Genomic DNA, 21,272 nt, shown 5'->3' with positions numbered 1-21,272 from the left:
TAGTTTTAATTACAATTTTCAAATGTTAAGAAAAAACATTTTAGCTTACTACGGGGCGAATTTTCTCTTAATCATCGCTCAAAGCTTGCCCCATGCGATTTTAACCCCCTTGTTGCTTTCTAAAGGGCTTAGTTTGAGTGAAATCTTGCTCGTGCAAACCTTTTTTAGCTTTTGCGTGCTGGTGGCTGAATACCCGAGCGGTGTTTTAGCGGATTTGATGAGCCGGAAAAATTTATTCCTAGTTTCTAATGCCTTTTTAATCGCTAGTTTTTCGTTTGTGCTTTTCTTTGATAGCTTTATTCTCATGCTTTTAGCGTGGGGGTTGTATGGTTTGTATAGCGCATGCTCTAGCGGCACGATTGAAGCTTCACTCATCACAGACATTAAAGAAAACAAAAAGGATTTATCCAAGTTTTTAGCTAAAAACAATCAAATTACTTATTTAGGCATGATTATAGGGAGTTCTTTGGGGTCGTTTTTGTATCTCAAAGTCCATGCGATGCTGTATATCGTGGGGATTTTTTTAATTGTGCTTTGCATGCTAACGATCATTTTTTATTTTAAAGAAAAAGAAGGGGATTTTAAAAGCCAAAAAAGTTTGAAACTCCTTAAAGAGCAAGTCAAAGGCAGCCTTAAAGAGCTTAAAGATAACCCCAAGCTTAAAATTTTATTAGTGGGGCATTTGATTACGCCCGTCTTTTTTATGAGCCATTTTCAAATGTGGCAAGCGTATTTTCTAAAACAAGGCGTTAAAGAGCAATACCTTTTTATGTTCCATATTGCTTTTCAAGTGATTTCCATCCTCATTCATTTTTTAAAAGCCAAAAATTACAGCCAAAAAATCGCCTTGAGTTCGCTTGTGGTGTTACTAAGCGTTAGCCCCTTGTTGCTTAGCAATATCCCTTATTTGTTTATAGGGGTGTATGCGCTCATGGTGGCGTTTTTCACTTACATGAGTTATTGCTTGGGGTATCAATTCTCCAAATTCGTTTCTAAAAACAATATTTCATCGCTCTCATCGCTTTTATCAAGCTGTGTACGCGTGGTCTCTGTGCTAATCTTATCGCTCAGCAGTTTGGAACTGCGTTACTTCTCGCCCCCAACTATCATCACCATGCATTTTGCCCTAACGCTTATCATGCTCTTTTTCTTTTTGTATAAGGTTAAGCCGTTTGATGAGTGAGCGGCTTTAAGATCGCAACCTTTTAGCGATTTCTTGCGCAACATCATAGCCATGGTTTAAAGCGGTAGCGATGCTTGCTCCTGATTTGAATAAAATATCGCCCACGATGAATAAATTAGGGATATTGTTGCTCTCTAAATTTTCCTTCACTACAGGGATATTCGTGCTAGGATCTAATTCTAAAGAACAGCGTTTAAAAAACTCTAAAGGGGTAGAGCCGCCGATGGCATACAGCAAGCGATCAAAACTCTCGCTCGTGTTATCGGTGAAATTAACCTTAATTTGAGTGCCATCTTCTTCTAGGCTTTCAATATCCACTCCAAGCTTGCTTTTAAGCGTGTTGTTGTCTAGGACTTCTTGCAAGTTTTTAGCGTTGTCTTCATTGATGCGGCTGAATTCTTTTTTGCGGTAATTGAGGGTGGTAGGGGTGGTTTTGCACAAAGCAATAGCGTATTCCACCGCTGAGTTGCCTCCGCCGATCACAAGGGTTTTTTCATTTTCCTTACAATCATTGATGCTAAAAACCACTTGTTTAGAGAGTGCAACAGGGATTTTGTAAGTAGTAGGGCGGTTGGGTTGGCCCATTTTCCCGATCGCAACCACCACAAATTTAGCATGATAGGTTGTGTTAGAAGTGGTGGTGATTTTGAACAATTCGCCTTCTTTTTTCACGCTCTCAATATCGGTTTTATAACTTGGCGTGATGCGATGCTCTTTTAAAAGGTTAGTGAAATTCTCTAAAGTTTCTTCTTTAAAGCTGTCTTTAAAAGGGATATGCCCTTTAAGCTCTACGACTTGCTTTTTATAATCTTTATCAATCCTCTTACCGGCTTTATAAAACTTTTCCAACATGCCTGAATGGCTTTCGGTTTTTTCGCATAAAAGCACTTTTTTAACGCCGGCTATTTCGCATTCTACGGCCGTGGCAATGCCCCCAGGCCCTGCACCCACTATCAACACATCTAAAATTTCTTGGTCCATTTCTATCCTTTTATTTTAATTCTTTTTAATTCTCTTGGCGTTTTTCTTGTAAAATCGCTTCGTTCAAATCGCTCGTGCTGTCATACAACACGCTTTCAAGCATGCGTTTTTCATCGTCAAACTGACCGCTTTTAACCCCCCATAAAAACGCTATTAAGCCTATTAATCCCATAAGCACTGAGACAACTAACATGATGGTTAAAATTTCTGTATTCATCTCTATATCTTTTAGGTTATTAGGATAATGCCGTCATTATACTAAAAGATAGCGTTTAAATCACCAATAGGTTGAATAAGTTTGGATAACATGAAAATAAAAACGAAATCAAAAGAGGGTTTTTATGCAAGAAGCGTTGTTGCGTTTTCAAGAGGGTTTTAAGGAGTGGGGTTATCTTATTTTGTTTTTATATTCTTTAGGGGGCGGGTATGTGGGGATTGTCATCGCTTCTATTTTGAGCGCTACCACGCACGCTTTAGATATAAAAATAACCATTCTTGTCGCTTTTTTAGGGAATATGGTAGGGAGTGGGGCTCTTGTAGTCTTTGCCCGCTATCAAAAAAGAGAATTTTTAAAGTATTTCCAAAAGCATAGAAGAAAGCTTGCTTTAGCGAGTTTGTGGGTGAAACGCTACGCCTTTTTAATGATTTTTGTCAATAAATATTTGTATGGGATTAAGAGCGTTGTGCCTTTGGCGGTTGGTTTTAGCAAATACCCTTTAAAAAGATTTTTATGGCTTAATGTTTTTTCCAGTTTTTTGTGGGCGTTAATCGTGGGGAGCGTTTCTTTTCAAGCGAGCGATTGGGTGAAAACGCTGTATGAAAGGCTTTCTCATTACACTTCGTTTTTTGTCATAAGTTTTGTTCTTATAGCACTTTTAATATGGTTTTTGTTGAAACGATATTCGCGCAAAATGGGTTTTTAAGCAAGATGTTTAATTAAATGCGCTAGACTACGCCCACAAGCATTCGCATGAAGTGGGTGCGTTAATATCTTTAAACACAAGGATTGAGAACATGGGAAAAATTGGTATCTTTTTTGGGACAGATAGCGGGAACGCTGAAGCTATCGCTGAAAAAATCAGCAAGGCTATTGGTAATGCGGAAGTGGTTGATGTGGCTAAAGCTTCTAAAGAGCAATTCAATAGCTTTACAAAGGTTATTTTAGTCGCTCCAACAGCGGGTGCGGGCGATTTGCAAACAGATTGGGAAGACTTTTTAGGCACATTAGAAGCGAGCGACTTTGCGAATAAAACCATTGGGCTTGTAGGCTTGGGCGATCAAGACACTTACAGCGAAACTTTCGCAGAAGGCATTTTCCACATTTATGAAAAAGCTAAAGCCGGCAAAGTGGTAGGGCAAACTTCAACCGATGGTTATCATTTTGAAGCTTCTAAAGCGGTAGAAGGCGGTAAATTCGTGGGTCTTGTGATTGATGAAGACAATCAAGACGATCTCACTGATGAGAGGATTTCAAAATGGGTAGAACAAGTTAAAGGTTCTTTCGCTTGATCTTTATAAGCCCTAAATTTTAGGGCTTTTCTAAACTTCTTTTTATACCTTTAATGCTAGAAATAGACAACCAAACCCCGCTAGAATCGGACTTTTTATTATTAGAAAAAATCGCAAATGTTTTAGCCCCCACTCAAATCATTGAGCTTGTTTTGGTGAGCGATGAAACCATGCGAGAAATCAACAGGGATTTAAGGGGTTGCGATTACGCTACCGATGTTTTGAGCTTCCCTTTAGAAGCGATCCCTCACACCCCTTTAGGGAGCGTGGTGATTAATGCGCCATTAGCTCAAACTAACGCCCTGAAATTAGGGCATAGCTTAGAAAATGAGATCGCTCTTTTATTCATTCATGGGGTGTTGCACTTGTTGGGCTATGACCATGAAAAAGATAAGGGCGAACAACGCCAAAAAGAGAGCGAACTCATTAAAGCGTTTGACTTGCCTTTGAGTTTGATTGAACGGACGCAAGATTAGTTTTAGATTGCTTTAATGCTGACAAATAAAGCTTTTAATTTCTTTTAAAATGGGGCTTTAATTATTTTGTCTTATATTTTAAATTTTATTTTATAGTAAAGGGGGGAGGAGGTAAAACATTTCCTCCTACAACCCCCAACTAAATCCCACTAATCCCCTAAGATCGCATTATAAAAAACTATCTCTTGACTAGCGTCAAACTCTTTCGTATTGGATTATAAAAAATGATTTTAGTATTTTTTCAAAGCCCTTCATAATAATACGATTGCGTGATGCCTTTAATGAGAGTTAAGGGATCGTTGGTATTAGAACTCAAATGCTTTTTTAAAAGCGTTTTGATTTCCAAATCATTCACAGGACTCCTTTCCATTGCGCTCAAATAAGCGGCTTTATCAATCCTATCCCAAAGCGCGATTTTTTTCAATTCCTTTTTAAGCAACAAATCAAGCCATATTCTAGTCGCTCTGCCATTACCCTCCAAAAAAGGGTGAGCGATATTCATTTCCACATATTTTTCTATGATTTGATTGAAATTATTTTGCGGCATGCTCTCAATTCTGGGTAAAATCAAATCCAAATACAAGCAGTTAGCGAACCTGAAATTCGAAATATTTTTATCCCTGATTTTCCCGGCAAATTCATACAGCCCTTCAAACAAAAACCGATGGATTTCTTGCAAGCCCTTGATCGTGCCTACTTCTATGGTGTCAATCAGACCGCTTTGGATCAAATGCTTGGCTTTTTCTAAACTCTGTCTGTCTAAATGCATCGTGCTGTTTTTTTAAGAGTGCAATTTTTAGAGGTGCATTTTTTTCACGCTTTCATGGCATGCTTTCATAAACGCTCCTCTAACCCCCTTTTTTTCTAAAACGCTCAAGCCTTCAATCGTTGCGCCTTTAGGGGTGCAAATTTGCTCTATAATCATTTCAGGGCGTTCTTTTTCTAACAGCTTGGCAAAGCCTTTGAAACTCATCTTTACCAATTCTAAAGAATCTCTAGCGTTCAAGCCCTCCCTAATACCGGCATCTTTCAAACCGCTCGCTACCAAGCTTAAAAACGCAAGCGCGCTCCCGTTTGTCGCCACGCTGGCATCCACCAACTCTTCATGGCCCACTCGCACGCAATTCCCAAAACTCTCAATAATATTCAAAGCCTTTTGGCTTATTAAGGGCATGGGTGATTTTTCGCACACCGCTGTAGAAGAAAGGGCGAACTTGCTTGCAATGTTGGGCATGCATTTTAAGTAATGTAAAGAATTAATCGCATTGCTTAAAGCTTCAAAATTTACGCCAGCTAAAGCGCTCAAAACGCTTTTAGCTTGCCCTTGATAATTAAAATCCTTAAGGTTGTAAGGCTTAAAAAGTAAAAACACGAATTTTTGGTGTATGTCAATAGCGTCTTTGTAAGGCACGATTTGAGCTTGAATGTTTTTTTCTTGTAAAAAGGGGGCGATTTTTTCAGGGTTTCGCCCGGTAATTTCTAAAATAAAACGCTTGGATAAAATTTCATGAGCGCCTTCTAAAATCGCTTGAGCCATGTTCCCATAGCCGATGAATTGTAAGATTTCCATGACGCACCTTTTTTTAAAACCCCATGATGTAATTGATATAGAAAGTATAAAGCCTCCTATAACTCACATCAGCCCCGGCGCTATTCAAATACGCTTGATTGATGAGAGGCACTTTGATCCCAAATTCCACGCTCTTTTGGCTTATAACCCCTTGATTGTGGAATTTCTTGGCAAAACGCTTAAACTCCGCAAAGTTGGTGCGCACCCCAAAATTCAGCGCCACTTGAAAATTCGTTGAATGGATGTCATTAGCACTCCCCCAATTGTCAATGATTTGTTGCCTTAAAGAGCTAAGCCAGGTTGCACCGCCTAATTGGACCCCAGCAAATAGCCCGAAATTCAACGCTTTAGTGTTGTAAGTCCTCCTGAATAAATTCCATAAAAAATCCGTGCCTACCCCATAAGCAAAGATATTCGCTTTCACGCTTTGATTGGCTAGGCCTATTTCACTAAAGCCGTAATCAAAGAAAAAATAATGCCTAAGGCCTAATTTTCTCGCTTTACCAAAGAAGTATTTATAGCCTATGCCAACCCCTAAGCCATTACTCATGCCGTGTTGGGTGCTTTTAGCGGCCGCATACTGGCTTAAAACGGGTTGAGAGCCGTAGTTATTGGCTTGATTTTGCGCATTTTGAACCTGATTTCTAGCGTTAATCATCGCATCAATGAGTTTTTGTTGCACCATAAAGAATGTTTTATCCCCTAAAAGCTGCCGTAAGGTTTGCGAGAATGACTGAATGGTGGTGGTGTTAGAAGTGATTTCTTGGAGCAAGGTTAAAATCGCGTTAGGGCTAATATCGTTTTGCAAGGCTTGAAACCCTTGAGAAATAGCGCTCGTAATGGCTTGAAAAGCGCTTGTAAGACTAGCACTACTGCTATTATTATCATTATTTTGGATAAACCCGGCGGTTTTAATGAATTCGGTGAGCAAATTAATTAAATTGTTCGTATCGCTCACCCCGTTTGTGGGGATTGCCCCTAAAAGGTTGATAAGCTCACCGGAGCAAGTAGAGCTACCATTACCACCGCTACTACTACCGCACAAGTTGCTAAGATTATTACTGCTTTTTAGCGCTTCAAAGAATTGTTTTAAGCCGTTTTCAACGCCTTTATTATTCCCAGAGCTGGCGATAATGTTGGCTATTTTTTGGGCGTCGCTATAGACTTTTTGCAAGCTGCTTTCGCTAGTGGTTGCGGTGGTTGCGGTGGTTGCGTTTTGTTGTTTGTTGGGTTCATAACAATTCGTCCCATTGTTCCCGCTATTGCATGGCGTATAGCCGTTATTACTGCCACTACCTCCGCTACTACTATAAGTCCCCAACTTCCCATCACTGGCGTCTGTGAGCATCTGGTAGGCTGTGTTGATTTGACTAGTGCCATTTCCGCCATTATTTCCGCTACTACTAAAACTCTTAAGAGATGAAATGATGTTATTAAGTAGCCCACCGCTAGTGAGCGTGATTTGTTGGACATTGTAGGTGATGCTGTTCCCACCACTGTTCCCGCTTTGAGTTGTCGCTTGTGTTTGATACCCTAAAGCGCTTTGCAACCCGCTGTAATAAGCCTTAGAATCGGACCATTGCTGATAGCACCAGTTGCCACCGCTCCCATTCGTTCCGCTCGCGCATGCGTTATTATTGTTGGTTGCCCCGCTTGTTTGTTGGGTTTGTTGGCTTTGATTAATTAAAGCGTTCATGTCTGTAGGCACTTGCTGGTTAATGGTGTTGATGAGCTGGTAAAAATTCGCTCTTAGTTGGATGCGTAAAACTTGATTATTGTTAGGAGTCATATCTTGCGACTGACTCCCATTGGTGTTATAAATCGCATTCGCCCAAGCTTGGATATTATTTGCTTGGCTTTGAAAAGCGTTTTGAATGCTTTGTTGGAAATTGCTGACATTTTGCAATACGGTGTTTAAAGCTCCCATTACCGTGCTGTTAGGGGATTGTGTGGCCGTCCCACTATTTTGGGCTAAATTAGTCGTTTTAGCTTCTTCTTCATTATTCACCACCACCATCGCTTTTTTGGGAGCGTTGCTTTTAGCTTGAGTGGTAGTGGTAGCCCCATTAGTAGAGCTTAAAATATTTTGCAATTGGGCGTTCCCGCTGATGCTCAACCCCCCTGAAGAGCTGGTATTGCATGAGCTTGTCCCGGATGGCGATCCATTAGTGCATAAGATCTTGGCGTTTTTTTTCAAATTTTCTTCTGAAGTTTTTAAAGAGTTATAAACGCTCCACACTTGAGAGACAAGGTTAAAAGAATTCACGCCGATCTGCTCTTTGCCCCCTATGGTTTGGACTTTGGAGGTAGCGACTAAAGAATTGTCAAAACTGCTTGTGGAACTTGTGGAGCTTGTGGCTGAGCATGAAATCCCGCTAGAAGCACTGCTAGAAAGGCTTCCGGTAGCGCTTGCGCAATCATAGGCACTGATATTTTGCCCTTGAGCGTTGGTTACCGTGCCGATTTGGTAGTTATTAGAAGTGTTTTTGAGCAAGTTTTTAGGCTCAGTAAAACTGATCCAAGAAATTTGTTTTAAAGCGTTATTGTATTGTTCTATCGTGCTTTCATAGGCTTGGAAATTCAAAGCGTTGTGCAAGTTGTTTAAATTATAGGTGGTGTTGTTGATCGCATTGTTGTCTAAAGTATTGATAGCCACGCTTTGAAGCTTTTGAGCGATGGCTTGGACTTGCTGGTTGGCTTGGTTGTTTGAAGTGGGGGTTGTGGCTAAAGGGGCTAAATTTTGGATGAATTGTTCTAAACACTGGATTTGATTAGTGCAACCATTGGGGTTATTTTGATTATTAGCGCTTAATTCCCCTTGTAAGGTGTTCATTAAAAGGGTGTTGTTGTATTGTTGTTGGTTGTTGCTGTTTGAAGAAGTGGAGCCTAAAAGGGAATTGGTTGGATAGAATACGACTTGTCCCGGTGGGTTTAACACCACATGCGTTGAGGTTGTGGTGGGGAAAACCCCTACCCCTAAAGTGTTTAAAGCGTTAACAAGAGCGCTCACATAAGCGGTATTATTGCTAGAGGCATTCACCGCATCGGTTAGATTGGAGAGTAAGGATTGCGCGTAAGTGGTGCTAGTGGTTTTAGTGATGCTGTGTTCAATTTGTTGCAATAATTCTGCCATGGATTGCGCGGTGTTTTGGAGCTGGGCTTTGACTTCTTTGGTGTTATTGCTGGGATTAAGGCTATTGATAGAGCTAATGATGCTAGTGCTTAGCGCGATGCCTTTATTAAACGCGCTTTGGGTGTTGGAAAGGAGTTTGGCTGTGATTTGTGAAGAATGGGCTTTTAAAGGGTCAGAACTCCCTTTAAGCCCTATGATTTGCTGGGAAATGCTAGAGATTTGACGGATAGAATAAAAGTCTTTTCTTTTGCCAATTTGATTCAAGATATTAGAAATGCCTTCTAATTGGTTGCCCACCGTGTTACTCACGCCATAGCCTAAAGCGTCAATGACGCTTTGAGAGCTTAAAGTGATAAGGCCGGTAGTAGGCCCTGCAATATTGATCGCGCTTTGGGTTACGCTGTTGATGATATTTTGATTTTCTAAAAGTTGTTTGTTATTGATGAATTGTTGCGTGCCACCGATTTGATAGCCTACAGACATATACCAGCCATTGTCTTCAGCTAAGAGGGAGCCAATTAAAAAGAATGGTATGAATTTTCTAGCTTTTTTTATCATATTTTTCCCTTATTTTGTTTAATCAAAAGCCTATGTTGTAGCCCACATAAAAACTAAAGGCTCTTCTATACTTCGCTGTAACGCCTTCTGATTGGTAATAGGTGTGATAAAGCACCGGTATTTTAAGACCAAATTCTATCCCTTGAGAAAAACGAGATCTTTTTTGATGAGCGATTTTGGAAAAATTAGTCCTTATGCCTAAATCAAAAAGGAATTGGAAAGAAGTGTCCTTAGGCTTAAGATGGTTGCCATCCACTTGATCTAAAAAATTCGTTTTCCAGGTTTGCCCTGCAAGTTGGATGCCGGCAAAAAAACCGATATCTATCGCTTCAGTCCCCCTTTTTCGGGTAAAAACATTATAAAGAAAGTCTGTGCCCGCTCCATAGCTAGAGAGGGTGGCTTTCACTAAAGAAGATCCTGTGCCAAATTGAGCGTAACCAAAATCATAAAAGCCATAATACCTAAGCCCAAACATGCGCTTTTTGCCGAAAAATTGCTTATAGCCCATTTTCACGCCAAAGCCGTTCATGTTATTAGAATTAGAGTTATGCTCCAAAAAATTCCTAGCAAAGCCCATTTGATAGACTTGATTCACTTTAGTTTGCATTTCATCAATCACCCCGCCAATCACTGCTTTAGAGCGATAAAGCCCATAAGCCATTAAAGTTTTTGCCGTGGGGGAATAGGGGTTGGCTAAAATCCTGTCTATTTGTGCGGGGGTGGGGGCGTTTGTGGCTTGCTCTAGTTGGTTGATGATCACTTTTTGTTCTTGTTGGGCTTGTTGTGGGGTTAAATGATTTTGCGGGGTTTGACTATTAGAACCATTCAATTGCCCCCCATAGCTAGGCAAGAAATTCAAACCTTTATTATTTAAATCCAAATAGGGGGCGACCCAATTGGTGATAAAATCCCCATACGCTACGGTGTTACTAAGCAAGCTTTCCCCATAGTTGATCGCATCTTGCATCTGGTTATAGCTTGAAGTGCCTGTCAGTTTAGCGGCTTTATTGGCGAAATTTTGCATGCCTGAAAAAATCATAGAAGCGGTGATGCCATTAGCGATGATGCTATCGGCTAAATAATAGACTGCCGAGCTAGGGTGGTAGGTGTATTGGCCATTGCCTGATCCTACTGTCGCTCCAGCGGGTAATGCTTTTAAGGGTGCTTGTGTGGTGTTGTCGTTTTTGGTGTAATAACCCGGGCCGCTAAAGCTTTGGTAGCCTTGTTGGGAATCGCTGCCATTAGGGGCTTTGTTGTAAGTGAAGCCAAATTGCTTTTCATTGGCTAAGCCCCCTAAAATCCCTGCTTGCATTAAAGCTTGGAAGATGTTTTGGGCGTTTTGAGCGATAGATTTAGCTTCATTAGTGGCGGTGCATTGGTTTTGAGTGCTGCAAATGGTTTGATTATTACTTGCTGTGGCTAAGCCGTCTTGTAAAAGGTGTTGCAAGACTTGGGGGCTAAAATTCACGGAATTACCGCTATTAAAAGATTTATTTGTTAAGGTTTGGTTATACCAGAGCGTGGTTAGAGCGTTGGTAATATCATCGTTCAAAGCGTTCATGACATTGGCTAGGCCCTCAGGTAAAGCAATAACAGTGCTTTGATTGCCAAATTTGACATTAAAGACTTTGGCGTTAGAAAGATTTTCAGGGTTACGGATTAAAGTCTCGCCGATGAGTTGGGTGAGCTTGTCTAAATTATTGACTAAAGATTGCATATCAAAGGTGGTATTGACATTGCCTCTTGGGGGGTTGTTGCCTGTATCGCCATTTTGGGCGTTTTGTTGATAACCCCCCGCATAGAGCAAACATCTTTTAGAAGGATCAGGGCAGAGCATTTGCATTAAAACCCTCGTTTGTTGGCCCATCGCTTCTAAATAATAGGCTAAAGGCACTGCCGCAGATTCTAGAGCGATAGCGTTTTGGCGGATGTAAGTGGATGCGTCTTGACTGGCGTTAAGCCCTGAGTTATCCACCCTTTGAACGGCTAGAGAAGTTTGATAACTCACCCCCATAAAAAACCCATCGTCTTCTGCCATTAAAGGGTTAAGAAAAAATAAGGGGAGTAGGCTAGAATAGATGAGCCATTTTTTATTAAAAACAAAGTTTTGCAAGGGGTTATCCTTTTCTTTTTATAAAGATTTGAGCTATCCTAAATTTTATCTTATTTATCGCTTAAGTTTAATGGTTAGTCGCTTAATTGTTGATTAAAATGGGCTATTTTAGGTGTTCAAAATCGTTTCAATAATGGTTTTTGCGCCGTCTTTAGCGATTTTTTGTTGCAATTGGTTGCTGATAGTGGTGAGGTTTTTATTGCCTTGATCGTCTTTTTGGTTGAGCTTTCTAATGACTTCAAAGAGTTTTTTAGGCAATAATTCATTTTGAGGCACGACATAACATAAGTTTTCTTTTTCAAATTCTAAGACATTGTAATACTGGTGGTTATTGCTCGCAAAAGGGTAGGGGATAAAAATCGTGGGTAAGCCATTAGCGCACAATTCCCACACGCTACTCGCTCCGGCTCGGCTCACACACAAATCCGCCCTATGCATGACTTCTATGATGTTGTTGTGGAAAGCGAACAATTCTATCTTGTCCAACAGCCCTAATTCCTGGTAAAAAAAACGCATTCTTTCATGAGCGTTTGAGCCGCAAATGTGCGTGATTTTAATCCCTTGTTTAGTGAGTTTAGGAGCGTTTAATAAAGCGAATTCATTGATCGCTTTTGCCCCTTGCGAACCACCTAAAAATAAAATGTGCTTGATTTCAGTGCGAGTCCTAGCCAAATCAAAAAAAGCGTTTTGCACGGGATAGGAGGTTAAAACATGATTTCCCTTATCTTTAAAAGCGTAGCTTGAAAACACCGCTTTAGCTTTAGGGGAAAGGTAGCGGTTAAGAGAGCCTTTAATCGCATTTTGCTCATGGATATAAAGGGGTATTTTATTAAGCAAGCTTGCAAAACTCGCCGGTCCTGCGCTAAACCCTCCCACGCTAATGGTGTGCGTGATCTGGTGTTTTTTTAAGATTTCTTTAGCCTTAAATGCGGCTTTAGCTTGCAAGAATAAAGAGCCTATTTTTTTAAAAAAGCTTTTATTGACTACGCCTTGCGTGTTGAAAAAATAGCGTTCGCTAAATAGGGGGCTATTTTCAAACCATTCTTTATCTTGCCCATAAGTGGAGCCTAAATAAATAGCCTCTATGCCTTGCTTTTCTAATTCTATGGCTAAGGCTTTAGCGATAGAGAGATGCCCCCCTGTGCCTCCCCCTGTAAGAGCGAATTTCATGCTAAAAACCCTTACGCTCGTTCTCTTTCTTGAATCACAAAGCTTTTTAAAGGATCTCTAAAGCCAAAATCCGGGTAATCCATCATAGAAAGCGCCACTTGAGCGCCAAAGCCATTTTTGGAATTAAACACCAAAGGGGCTAAGAAATTAACCATAGAATCTTCTAAATTTTTTTGCAACACGACTACGCAATACACCTCCACTTTGGAATGAGAATCTAATTCTAGCAGTAATTCTATGTATTTGGGTATCACAAAGCTGTATTCCCTCAAACAATAAGGATTCACTAAAACCATATCCAACGCTATGGGCGAGTTCGTTTGACTAACCAATCGGCTGAATAAGGAATCAATTTTTTCCAAACGCACTTCATTGATATGCTCAAATCCTAAAATAGGGGCTTTTAAAAAGTAATTCACTGGACTATCCTTTTTAATTTAAATGCTTTGTTGTATAATTTTGAAAAAATACGCAACAATTAAAAGCGTAAAAGCAAAAGGCGTTCCAAAATTCAACCATTTTTGAAAGAACGCTCTATTTTAGGATAATAATAATAATGAAACAAGAACCCACCACCTACCAACCCCAAGAGATAGAAAAAAAGATTTATGAAATTTGCTCTCATAGGGGGTATTTTGAAATTGATGGCAATGAAAAAATCCAAGAAAAAGGCAAACGATTTTGCTTGATGATGCCCCCTCCTAATGTGACCGGCATCTTACACATAGGGCATGCCCTAACTTTAAGCTTGCAAGATATTTTAGCGCGTTACAAACGCATGGACGGGTATAAGACTTTGTATCAGCCCGGGTTGGATCACGCCGGCATTGCGACACAAAATGTCGTGGAAAAGCAGCTTTTAAGTCAAGGGATTAAAAAAGAAGATTTAGGGCGTGAAGCGTTCGTTCAAAAAGTGTGGGAATGGAAAGAAAAGAGCGGGGGAGCGATTTTAGAGCAAATGAAGCATTTAGGCGTGAGTGCGGCCTTTTCTAGGACTCGTTTCACGATGGATAAGGGCTTGCAAAGAGCGGTTAAATTGGCATTTTTGAAATGGTATGAAAAAGGTCTTATCGTTCAAGATAATTACATGGTGAATTGGTGCACTAAAGATGGGGCATTGAGCGATATTGAAGTGGAGTATGAAGAGCGTAAGGGGGCGTTGTATTATATTAGATATTATTTAGAAAATCAAAAAGATTATTTAGTGGTGGCCACCACACGCCCTGAAACTCTGTTTGGCGATAGCGCGCTTATGGTCAATCCTAATGATGAAAGATACAGGTATTTAGTGGGGCAAAAAGTGATCTTGCCTTTAATCAATCGCACAATCCCTATTATCGCTGATGAACATGTTGAAATGGAGTTTGGCACAGGGTGTGTGAAAGTTACCCCTGGGCATGATTTTAACGATTACGAAGTGGGCAAACGCCACCATTTGGAGATGATTAAAATCTTTGATGAAAAAGGGATTTTAAACGCGCATTGCGGGGAGTTTGAGAACCTGGAGCGATTAGAAGCCAGAGACAAGGTCGTAGAAAAATTAAAAGAAAACGCCTTATTGGAAAAGATAGAAGAGCATGCGCATCAAGTGGGGCATTGCTATCGTTGTCATAATGTGGTAGAGCCTTATGTGTCTAAGCAATGGTTTGTCAAGCCTGAAATCGCTCAAAGTTCTATTGAAAAAATCCAACAAGGTTTGGCGCGATTCTACCCTTCTAATTGGATCAATAATTATAACGCTTGGATGAGGGAATTACGCCCTTGGTGCATCAGCAGGCAATTGTTTTGGGGGCATCAAATACCGGTATTTACTTGTGAAAATAACCACCAGTTTGTAAGCCTAGATGCTCCCTTAAGTTGCCCTACTTGTAAGAGCGAAAAATTAGAGCAGGATAAAGATGTGCTAGACACATGGTTTAGTTCAGGGCTATGGGCGTTCTCTACTTTGGGGTGGGGGCAAGAAAAAAGCGGTTTGTTTAATGAAAACGATTTGAAGGATTTCTACCCTAACACCACGCTCATTACCGGGTTTGACATCCTCTTTTTTTGGGTGGCTAGGATGCTCTTTTGCAGCGAATCGCTTTTAGGCGAATTGCCCTTTAAAGAGATTTACTTGCACGCCTTAGTGAGGGATGAAAAAGGTGAAAAAATGAGCAAATCCAAAGGTAATGTGATCGATCCTTTAGAGATGATAGAAAAATACGGCGCGGATAGCCTGCGTTTCACTTTAGCCAATTTGTGTGCTACGGGCAGAGACATCAAGCTTTCTACTACGCATTTAGAAAATAACAAGAATTTTGCCAACAAGCTTTTCAATGCGGTGAGTTATTTGAAACTCAAACAAGAATCTTTCAAAGACAGGGAGCGTTTGAGTGAATACCAAACGCCTTTAGGGCGTTATGCGAAATCGCGCTTAAACTCAGTGACTAAAGAGGTGCGTAACGCTTTGGATAATTATCGTTTTAATGATGCGACGACTTTGTTATACCGCTTTTTGTGGGGGGAATTTTGCGACTGGTTCATTGAATTTTCTAAAGTGGAAAATGAAGCGATAGACGAATTAGGGAGCGTGTTAAAAGAGGCTTTAAAACTCTTGCACCCTTTCATGCCCTTTATCAGTGAGTCTTTATACCACAAGCTCAGTAACACGGAACTAGAAAACGCTCATTCTATCATGGTCATGCCTTACCCTAAAGATTTGGCACGAGATGAAAAACTAGAGCATGAATTTGAAGTGATTAAAGATTGCATCGTGTCTTTAAGGCGTTTAAAAATCATGCTAGAAACCCCACCGATTGTTTTAAAAGAAGCGAGCGTGGGATTAAGGCAAGCCATAGAAAACACAGAGCGTTTGCAAACTTACGCCCAAAAATTAGCGAAATTAGAAAAAGTCAGCGTGATAACTTATAAGCCTTTAAAAAGCGTGAGCGATGTGGGGGAATTTTGCCAAACTCATGCGAATTTAGAAAACCTTGATTTAAGCCCGCTGGTTGCGCGTTTAAAAAAGCAGTTGGAAAAATTGGAAAAAGAAAAACTAAAACTCAATTTGCACAATGAAAATTTTGTCAAAAACGCGCCTAAAAGCGTGCTAGAAAAAGCCAAAGAGAGTTTAAAAACGCTTTTAGAAAAAGAAGGTAAGATTAGGCAAGAATTGGATTTGTTAGAACAACCATAATAAAAGGATAGAAAATGTTTCAAGCATTAAGCGATGGGTTTAAAAACGCGCTCAATAAAATCCGCTTTCAAGATGATGAAAAAGCGCTAGACAGAGCGTTAGATGAATTGAAAAAAACGCTCTTAAAAAACGATGTGCATCATAAAGTCGCTAGAGAATTGCTCAAAAAAGTGGAAAGTCAAACTAAACTTAATGGCATTGGTAAGCAGCAATTTTTAGACGCTTTAGAAAAGAGTTTGTTAGAAATTTTAAGCACTAAAGGGAGCAGTGGTTTCACTTTCGCTCAAACGCCCCCCACCGTGGTTTTAATGGCCGGTTTGCAAGGGAGCGGTAAGACAACCACGACCGCTAAACTCGCTCATTATTTAAAAACCAAAAATAAAAAAGTGCTTTTATGCGCGTGCGATTTGCAACGCTTAGCGGCAGTGGAGCAATTAAAGGTTTTGGGCGAACAGGTGGGCGTGGAAGTTTTTTATGAAGAAAATAAAAGCGTGAAAGAAATCGCTAACAACGCTTTAAAACGGGCTAAAGAAGCGCAATTTGATGTTTTGCTCGTGGATAGCGCGGGGCGTTTAGCCATTGATAAAGAGCTTATGCAAGAATTAAAAGAAGTTAAAGAAGTCTTAAACCCCCATGAGGTGCTGTATGTCGCAGACGCCTTGAGCGGGCAAGATGGGGTCAAAAGCGCGAACACATTTAATGAAGAAATAGGCGTGAGTGGGGTGGTGTTAAGCAAATTTGATAGCGATTCTAAAGGGGGTATCGCTTTAGGCATCACTTACCAATTAGGCTTACCCTTGCGTTTTATTGGGAGCGGGGAAAAAATCCCTGATTTAGATGTGTTTGTGCCTGAAAGGATTGTGGGGCGTTTGATGGGGGCTGGAGATATTGTCTCGCTCGCTGAAAAAACCGCTAGCGTTTTAAACCCTAATGAAGCCAAAGATTTGAGCAAAAAACTCAAAAAAGGGCAATTCACTTTTAACGATTTTTTAAACCAGATTGAAAAAGTGAAAAAATTAGGCTCTATGAGTTCTCTAATCTCTATGATTCCAGGTTTAGGGAATATGGCAAACGCACTGAAAGACACGGATTTAGAAAGCTCTTTAGAAGTGAAAAAAATCAAAGCTATGGTCAATTCCATGACCAAAAAAGAGCAAGAAAACCCCGAGATTTTAAACGGCAGCCGAAGAAAAAGGATCGCTTTAGGGAGCGGCTTAGAAGTGTCTGAAATCAATCGCATCATCAAACGCTTTGATCAAGCGAGCAAAATGGCGAAACGCTTAACCAATAAAAAGGGTATTAGCGATTTGATGAATCTCATGAGTCAGGCTAAAAATCAAACACCCCCTAAAATGCGCTAACTTTTAAGCATGTTTTAGGCGCTTTTGTTGTATAATCTCAAATTTAATACGAATATTTTAGGAGATTTTTGTAATGACAGTCATTAGACTCACTCGCGTCGGGAGAAAGAAAAAGCCTTTTTACAGAGTGGTGGTAACCGATTCTAGGAAAAGAAGAGATGGAGGCTGGATTGAATCCATTGGGTATTACAACCCTTTAAGCGAGCCTAAAGATGTTAAAATTGATAAGGAACGCTTGAATTATTGGAAAGGCGTGGGGGCTAAAATGAGCGAGAGGGTGGAAAAACTTTCTCAAAAAGCCTAAGGTTTTGTGAGGCTAAATGCACGAATTAGATCCTTTGAACACGCCTTTTTCTCAAGCTGAGTGTAAGGACTATTCGTATTGCGTGGCAACTTTTTTAGAAAAATATTTAAAAAAGGTCGTGTCTTTCCCGCAAGCTTTGAGCGTGGAGTACACGCTTTTAGAAGATAAAGTCAAGCAAATCACTATTTATACCCACCCACTAGACATGGGGCATGTGATTGGTAAAGAGGGCAAAATGGTGAGCGCAATTAAGGCGTTTGTTTCTGGCGTGAAAGCCAAAGACGGATTTTCTTATAAGATCGTTGTTTTTGCCAATAAAAATAGCGATCAAACGCCTTGAATGGTTTCTATGCTTTTAGTGGGCAGAATTGGTAAAAGCGTGGGGCTTAATGGGGGGCTAAGGCTTCATTTAGAGAGCGATTTTCCAGAGTGCTTAAAAAAGGGCGTTAAGGTGAGCGTCGCTCCAATCAACGCTTTCTCTCGTGCTTCTTCTTTTAAAGAATATACAATCCATTCTTATGAGCATGCCAAAAACCTATTATTTTTAGAAACTATCCACACGCCCGAAAAGGCTAAAGAGCTGACTAATTTAGGGCTTTTTATGAGCGAAGCAGAGAGCAAGAAACTCTGTGTTTTAAAAGAAGGGGAGTTTTTTTATTGCGATTTAGTAGGGCTTAGCGTGGTGGAAGAAAACGAGATTTTAGGAAAAGTCATAGAAATCCAAAGGATTTCTCAAACAGATTATTTCATGGTTGAAACCACGAGAAGTTTGGTTGAAAAAGGTTTGGCTAAGATTTTTTTAATCCCTTATAGGGATTTTTATATCCAAGAAATCCTTTTGCAAGACAAAAAAATAACCACCCATAACGCTAAAACGCTTTTAGAGAATAGTTGAGTGAAATTCAGCGTTTTAACCCTTTTCCCACAACTTGTATGGCCTTATTTTGAAGATTCTATTTTAAAAAGAGCGTTAGAAAAAAATCTTTTTGAATTGGAAGTGTTAAACCTTAGAGATTTTAGCGCTAATAAATATCAAAAAGCGGATCACATGCTCATTGGTGGGGGTGCGGGGCAAATTTTAGACCCTGAGATGATAGAAAATGCGCTCCATTCTGTTAAAAACCCTAAACACACGATTTTTTTAAGCGCGGTGGGCAAGCCTTTCAAGCAAATAGATGCGATGCGTTTGGCTCAAAAAAAGCATGTCGTTTTGGTGTGCGGGCGTTATGAGGGCTTTGATGAACGCTCTATTGAATTGGGTGCTGATGAGGTTTTTTGTATAGGCGATTTTATTTTAACAGGGGGCGAGCTTGGGGCGTTGTGCTTGATAGATAGTATCGCTCGCCACATTCAAGGGGTTTTGGGTAACGCCCGATCTTTAGAAAATGAGAGCTTTGAAAACCATTATTTGGAAGCCCCTAATTTCGCTAACGCTGTTTTTAAATCCAAAGAAATCAATAAAATCCCTGCCCCTTTAGAATATTCTAAAGGAAATCATGCTAAAATCAAGCAACTAAAACTTGATTTGTCAAAATTAAGGACAAAATTTTACCGCCTTGATTTATTCAAACAGCACAAATCATGAAATTGACATTAAGGAAAACACATGAAAAACCGCTACATTCAGCAGTTTGAAGACGCTCAGTTAAAAGACAAGACCATGCCAACATTTAAGGCCGGCGATACTTTGAGATTGGGTATTACCATTAAAGAAGGCGAAAAAACACGAACCCAGTATTTTGAAGGCGTGTGCATTGCGATTAGAGGCAATGGCGTGGATAAAACTTTTTGCGTGCGTAAAATAGGGGCTAACAATATCGGCGTGGAGAAAATCTTCCCTTTTTATAGCGAAAGTTTGGCGAGCGTTGAGGTGTTGCGTGTGGGCAGGGTGCGCCGCGCGAAGCTCTACTATTTGCGCGATAGGAGAGGTAAGGCAGCAAGGATTAAAGAAGTCCGCCATTAATTTTAAGGCTTTTTACCGATCATGCTTCAATCAGTGCTGATGGGTAGAACGCTCTTTAGGGGTTGGAATCCGTTTTTTAACCGCTTCTCTTAAAATTGGGGTAAAACTTTTTCAATGGATTGGATTGGCTTGAAAAGAGTTTTTTAATCCCTTTTTAGTTTTTACCCCCGACTTTTTTAAAACTCTAAACTCTTTTTAGCGTTGGTGTTCGTTTTTTTAAGGCAAAGTTTTAATTGCTTCTTTTCTAGCTTGCTGTTTGTTAAACTGAATTTTTGGCTCTGTTTTTTAATGGGGCGTTGGTTGTCAAATTTTAAAAAAGTTAAAAAGCGTTTTTTACCATCAAAATACAAAAAGCTTGACGCAAGTTGAACGATAACTCCTTAAAAAAAGCGATCAAGTTAGGGGATTTAAAGGGTTTGAAAGTATTAAAGCGCGAAATATCCCCTTATATTCTCAAGAAAGTTTTACTATAAAGTCTTTAAAAAATGAAAGAAATTCATTAAGGCTTTGAGTGTCTGTTTGATGAGAACAGAACCTTTATTTTATTTTAAAAAAAAGCATGTTTAAATCCCCATGCTATACTCAACCCTTATGGCAAAATTCATATTTTGGGAGAAAGCATGGAAAAAACTGAAACTACGATTTTTGTGGATTGGGAAAATCTGTTCTTCGATTTAACAGCAATCCAAGAAACGGATGAGCGTTTAAAAGAGCCTAATTTTAATTTCAACAACCCTGAGCAACTCTTAGTGCTAATCCGTTCGTTTTTGGAGCCTGAAGAGGAATTGAAGCGGATCTATTTTTATGTATCTGAGCCTTTCACAGAAGTTGAATCTAGAATCAAGGGCAATAAAAAAGAAGAATTTGAGGAGTATAAAGAGAAGAATCCTAAAGATTATGAGGAAAGAGTGAATAAATCAGGAATTATCCAATCTTTCAACCATGCGATCGCCCAACAAAATCAAGTGAAATTACGAGTCGGGCGGGTAAAGTTTAAACTCGTACCTGAGAACGAAAGCGAAGAAGTCTATAGCGTGGAAGCCAAAACTCACATACCGCATTTAGACTTGCGTCAAAAACAAGTTGATGCGCTGTTGGCGCACGATATTACCAAGCTGTATTGCACCAAACAAGGAGGGTGTATTTTGCTGTTCAGTAGGGATACTGATTTTGTGCCTGTGTTAGAAGCCGCTTGGGAGAAAGGCTTTGAAGTCTTCATTGCTAACATTCAAGAAAGCCCCAATTCTGTCCCTTCAGACTTGAAGAAGTCTTGCAATGTGAGAGAGCGTAGCGTCGCTGAAATTGTAGATAACTTGCTAAAAAATCAGTACACCCCCAAGAAAAAGAACTTTTCCCCCAACGAGCCTTTTAACAACCCATTTAAAGACCAACTCTTTAAGAAGAGCTAACGCGTTTCCCCCACTAAGGGGACAAAAAAGCACCCAACTTAAAAGGGTTAGCTTAAGCGGATTTTTTCTAAATCCATGATTTCACTTTTTGCTCTCTATTATGGAGTGATTTTTGAAAACGGAGATAAATTAGAACTTAATAGTGGTTTTATGGGGAATGCACGCGTGTTTTTGGCGGTATTTAGATTTCTCAAAACCCAATTATTTTAAAATTTTAACTTACTTTGTCAAAAATTTTTATAATTTAAGCAAACCTTAAGCTTTCTATGACTATACTTTCATTTCCTTGTTTCAGCAAGGGCTTTAAAAAGCCGCTTGATACCTTACAAGGATAGCTGATTAAAAGCAAACGATCTTTGAAAACTAA

General features: G+C 39.9%; 20 protein-coding genes. 12 read left to right on the top strand and 8 right to left on the bottom strand.

Annotated elements, in window-relative coordinates; translation table 11 throughout:
- The first annotated feature begins 22 nt into the window (after positions 1-22).
- Positions 23-1,183 (top strand): HP1165 family MFS efflux transporter, encoded by a 1,161-nt coding sequence (locus CXY28_RS06650; RefSeq protein ID WP_100980115.1) that lies wholly within the window; start codon positions 23-25, stop codon positions 1,181-1,183.
- 6 nt (positions 1,184-1,189) lie between these two features.
- Here CXY28_RS06650 and CXY28_RS06645 read toward each other — a convergent pair whose 3' ends face one another.
- Together CXY28_RS06645 and ccoS are read right to left on the bottom strand one after the other, a co-directional pair.
- Complete coding sequence (locus CXY28_RS06645) at positions 1,190-2,164, bottom strand: NAD(P)-binding domain-containing protein (RefSeq protein ID WP_100950400.1); 975 nt, start codon at positions 2,162-2,164, stop codon at positions 1,190-1,192.
- Between the two features lie 25 nt (positions 2,165-2,189).
- On the bottom strand, positions 2,190-2,381 hold the full coding sequence (gene ccoS, locus CXY28_RS06640) for a cbb3-type cytochrome oxidase assembly protein CcoS (RefSeq protein ID WP_001090943.1): 192 nt from the start codon (positions 2,379-2,381) through the stop codon (positions 2,190-2,192).
- 124 nt (positions 2,382-2,505) lie between these two features.
- Here ccoS and CXY28_RS06635 point away from each other — a divergent pair, with 124 nt between their 5' ends.
- The 3 genes from CXY28_RS06635 to ybeY all read left to right on the top strand — a co-directional run bounded on the left by CXY28_RS06635 (position 2,506) and on the right by ybeY (position 4,149).
- Positions 2,506-3,087, top strand: a complete 582-nt coding sequence (locus CXY28_RS06635; RefSeq protein ID WP_001872882.1) for a DedA family protein — start codon at positions 2,506-2,508, stop codon at positions 3,085-3,087.
- Positions 3,088-3,178: 91 nt separating this feature from the next.
- Positions 3,179-3,673 (top strand): flavodoxin, encoded by a 495-nt coding sequence (locus CXY28_RS06630; protein WP_000516077.1) that lies wholly within the window; start codon positions 3,179-3,181, stop codon positions 3,671-3,673.
- A 53-nt stretch (positions 3,674-3,726) separates the two neighbouring features.
- Positions 3,727-4,149 (top strand): rRNA maturation RNase YbeY, encoded by a 423-nt coding sequence (gene ybeY, locus CXY28_RS06625; RefSeq protein WP_000889567.1) that lies wholly within the window; start codon positions 3,727-3,729, stop codon positions 4,147-4,149.
- A gap of 241 nt (positions 4,150-4,390) precedes the next feature.
- Here the strand turns inward: ybeY and fic are convergent, their stop codons facing one another.
- From fic to fliW, 6 genes are all read right to left on the bottom strand, one after another.
- A complete protein-coding gene (gene fic / locus CXY28_RS06620) occupies positions 4,391-4,918 on the bottom strand; it encodes a protein adenylyltransferase Fic (RefSeq protein WP_100980113.1) in 528 nt (175 codons plus the stop codon).
- A 27-nt stretch (positions 4,919-4,945) separates the two neighbouring features.
- The gene (gene proC, locus CXY28_RS06615; protein WP_100980111.1) at positions 4,946-5,719 is read right to left on the bottom strand and encodes a pyrroline-5-carboxylate reductase; all 774 of its coding nucleotides are present in this window, start codon (positions 5,717-5,719) and stop codon (positions 4,946-4,948) included.
- Between the two features lie 13 nt (positions 5,720-5,732).
- The gene (hopL, locus tag CXY28_RS06610) at positions 5,733-9,410 is read right to left on the bottom strand and encodes a Hop family outer membrane protein HopL (protein WP_100980109.1); all 3,678 of its coding nucleotides are present in this window, start codon (positions 9,408-9,410) and stop codon (positions 5,733-5,735) included.
- Between the two features lie 22 nt (positions 9,411-9,432).
- Positions 9,433-11,523, bottom strand: a complete 2,091-nt coding sequence (gene hopI, locus CXY28_RS06605; protein WP_100980107.1) for a Hop family outer membrane protein HopI — start codon at positions 11,521-11,523, stop codon at positions 9,433-9,435.
- A gap of 108 nt (positions 11,524-11,631) precedes the next feature.
- The gene (gene murG, locus CXY28_RS06600) at positions 11,632-12,693 is read right to left on the bottom strand and encodes an undecaprenyldiphospho-muramoylpentapeptide beta-N-acetylglucosaminyltransferase (protein WP_100980105.1); all 1,062 of its coding nucleotides are present in this window, start codon (positions 12,691-12,693) and stop codon (positions 11,632-11,634) included.
- Positions 12,694-12,704: 11 nt separating this feature from the next.
- The gene (fliW, locus tag CXY28_RS06595; RefSeq protein WP_100980103.1) at positions 12,705-13,112 is read right to left on the bottom strand and encodes a flagellar assembly protein FliW; all 408 of its coding nucleotides are present in this window, start codon (positions 13,110-13,112) and stop codon (positions 12,705-12,707) included.
- A 137-nt stretch (positions 13,113-13,249) separates the two neighbouring features.
- On the opposite strand from fliW, the gene valS reads away from it, so the two are divergent.
- From valS to CXY28_RS06555, 8 genes are all read left to right on the top strand, one after another.
- A complete protein-coding gene (gene valS / locus CXY28_RS06590) occupies positions 13,250-15,868 on the top strand; it encodes a valine--tRNA ligase (RefSeq protein ID WP_198542633.1) in 2,619 nt (872 codons plus the stop codon).
- A gap of 14 nt (positions 15,869-15,882) precedes the next feature.
- The gene (ffh, locus tag CXY28_RS06585) at positions 15,883-17,229 is read left to right on the top strand and encodes a signal recognition particle protein (protein ID WP_100980099.1); all 1,347 of its coding nucleotides are present in this window, start codon (positions 15,883-15,885) and stop codon (positions 17,227-17,229) included.
- A 73-nt stretch (positions 17,230-17,302) separates the two neighbouring features.
- A complete protein-coding gene (gene rpsP, locus CXY28_RS06580; RefSeq protein ID WP_100980097.1) occupies positions 17,303-17,533 on the top strand; it encodes a 30S ribosomal protein S16 in 231 nt (76 codons plus the stop codon).
- A gap of 16 nt (positions 17,534-17,549) precedes the next feature.
- Positions 17,550-17,873 (top strand): KH domain-containing protein, encoded by a 324-nt coding sequence (locus CXY28_RS06575; protein ID WP_050825684.1) that lies wholly within the window; start codon positions 17,550-17,552, stop codon positions 17,871-17,873.
- The gene (gene rimM / locus CXY28_RS06570; RefSeq protein WP_100980095.1) at positions 17,874-18,428 is read left to right on the top strand and encodes a ribosome maturation factor RimM; all 555 of its coding nucleotides are present in this window, start codon (positions 17,874-17,876) and stop codon (positions 18,426-18,428) included. It abuts the gene before it with no gap.
- A complete protein-coding gene (gene trmD / locus CXY28_RS06565; RefSeq protein ID WP_100980092.1) occupies positions 18,429-19,118 on the top strand; it encodes a tRNA (guanosine(37)-N1)-methyltransferase TrmD in 690 nt (229 codons plus the stop codon). It abuts the gene before it with no gap.
- A gap of 21 nt (positions 19,119-19,139) precedes the next feature.
- A complete protein-coding gene (gene rplS, locus CXY28_RS06560; protein WP_000797716.1) occupies positions 19,140-19,496 on the top strand; it encodes a 50S ribosomal protein L19 in 357 nt (118 codons plus the stop codon).
- A gap of 620 nt (positions 19,497-20,116) precedes the next feature.
- On the top strand, positions 20,117-20,905 hold the full coding sequence (locus CXY28_RS06555; protein WP_015643877.1) for an NYN domain-containing protein: 789 nt from the start codon (positions 20,117-20,119) through the stop codon (positions 20,903-20,905).
- Positions 20,906-21,272 lie beyond the last annotated feature (367 nt).

The sequence above is a fragment of the Helicobacter pylori genome, from assembly GCF_002832345.1.
In the GTDB taxonomy this organism is placed as follows: domain Bacteria; phylum Campylobacterota; class Campylobacteria; order Campylobacterales; family Helicobacteraceae; genus Helicobacter; species Helicobacter pylori_CP.
This window is presented reverse-complemented; position numbering and strand designations above follow the sequence as displayed.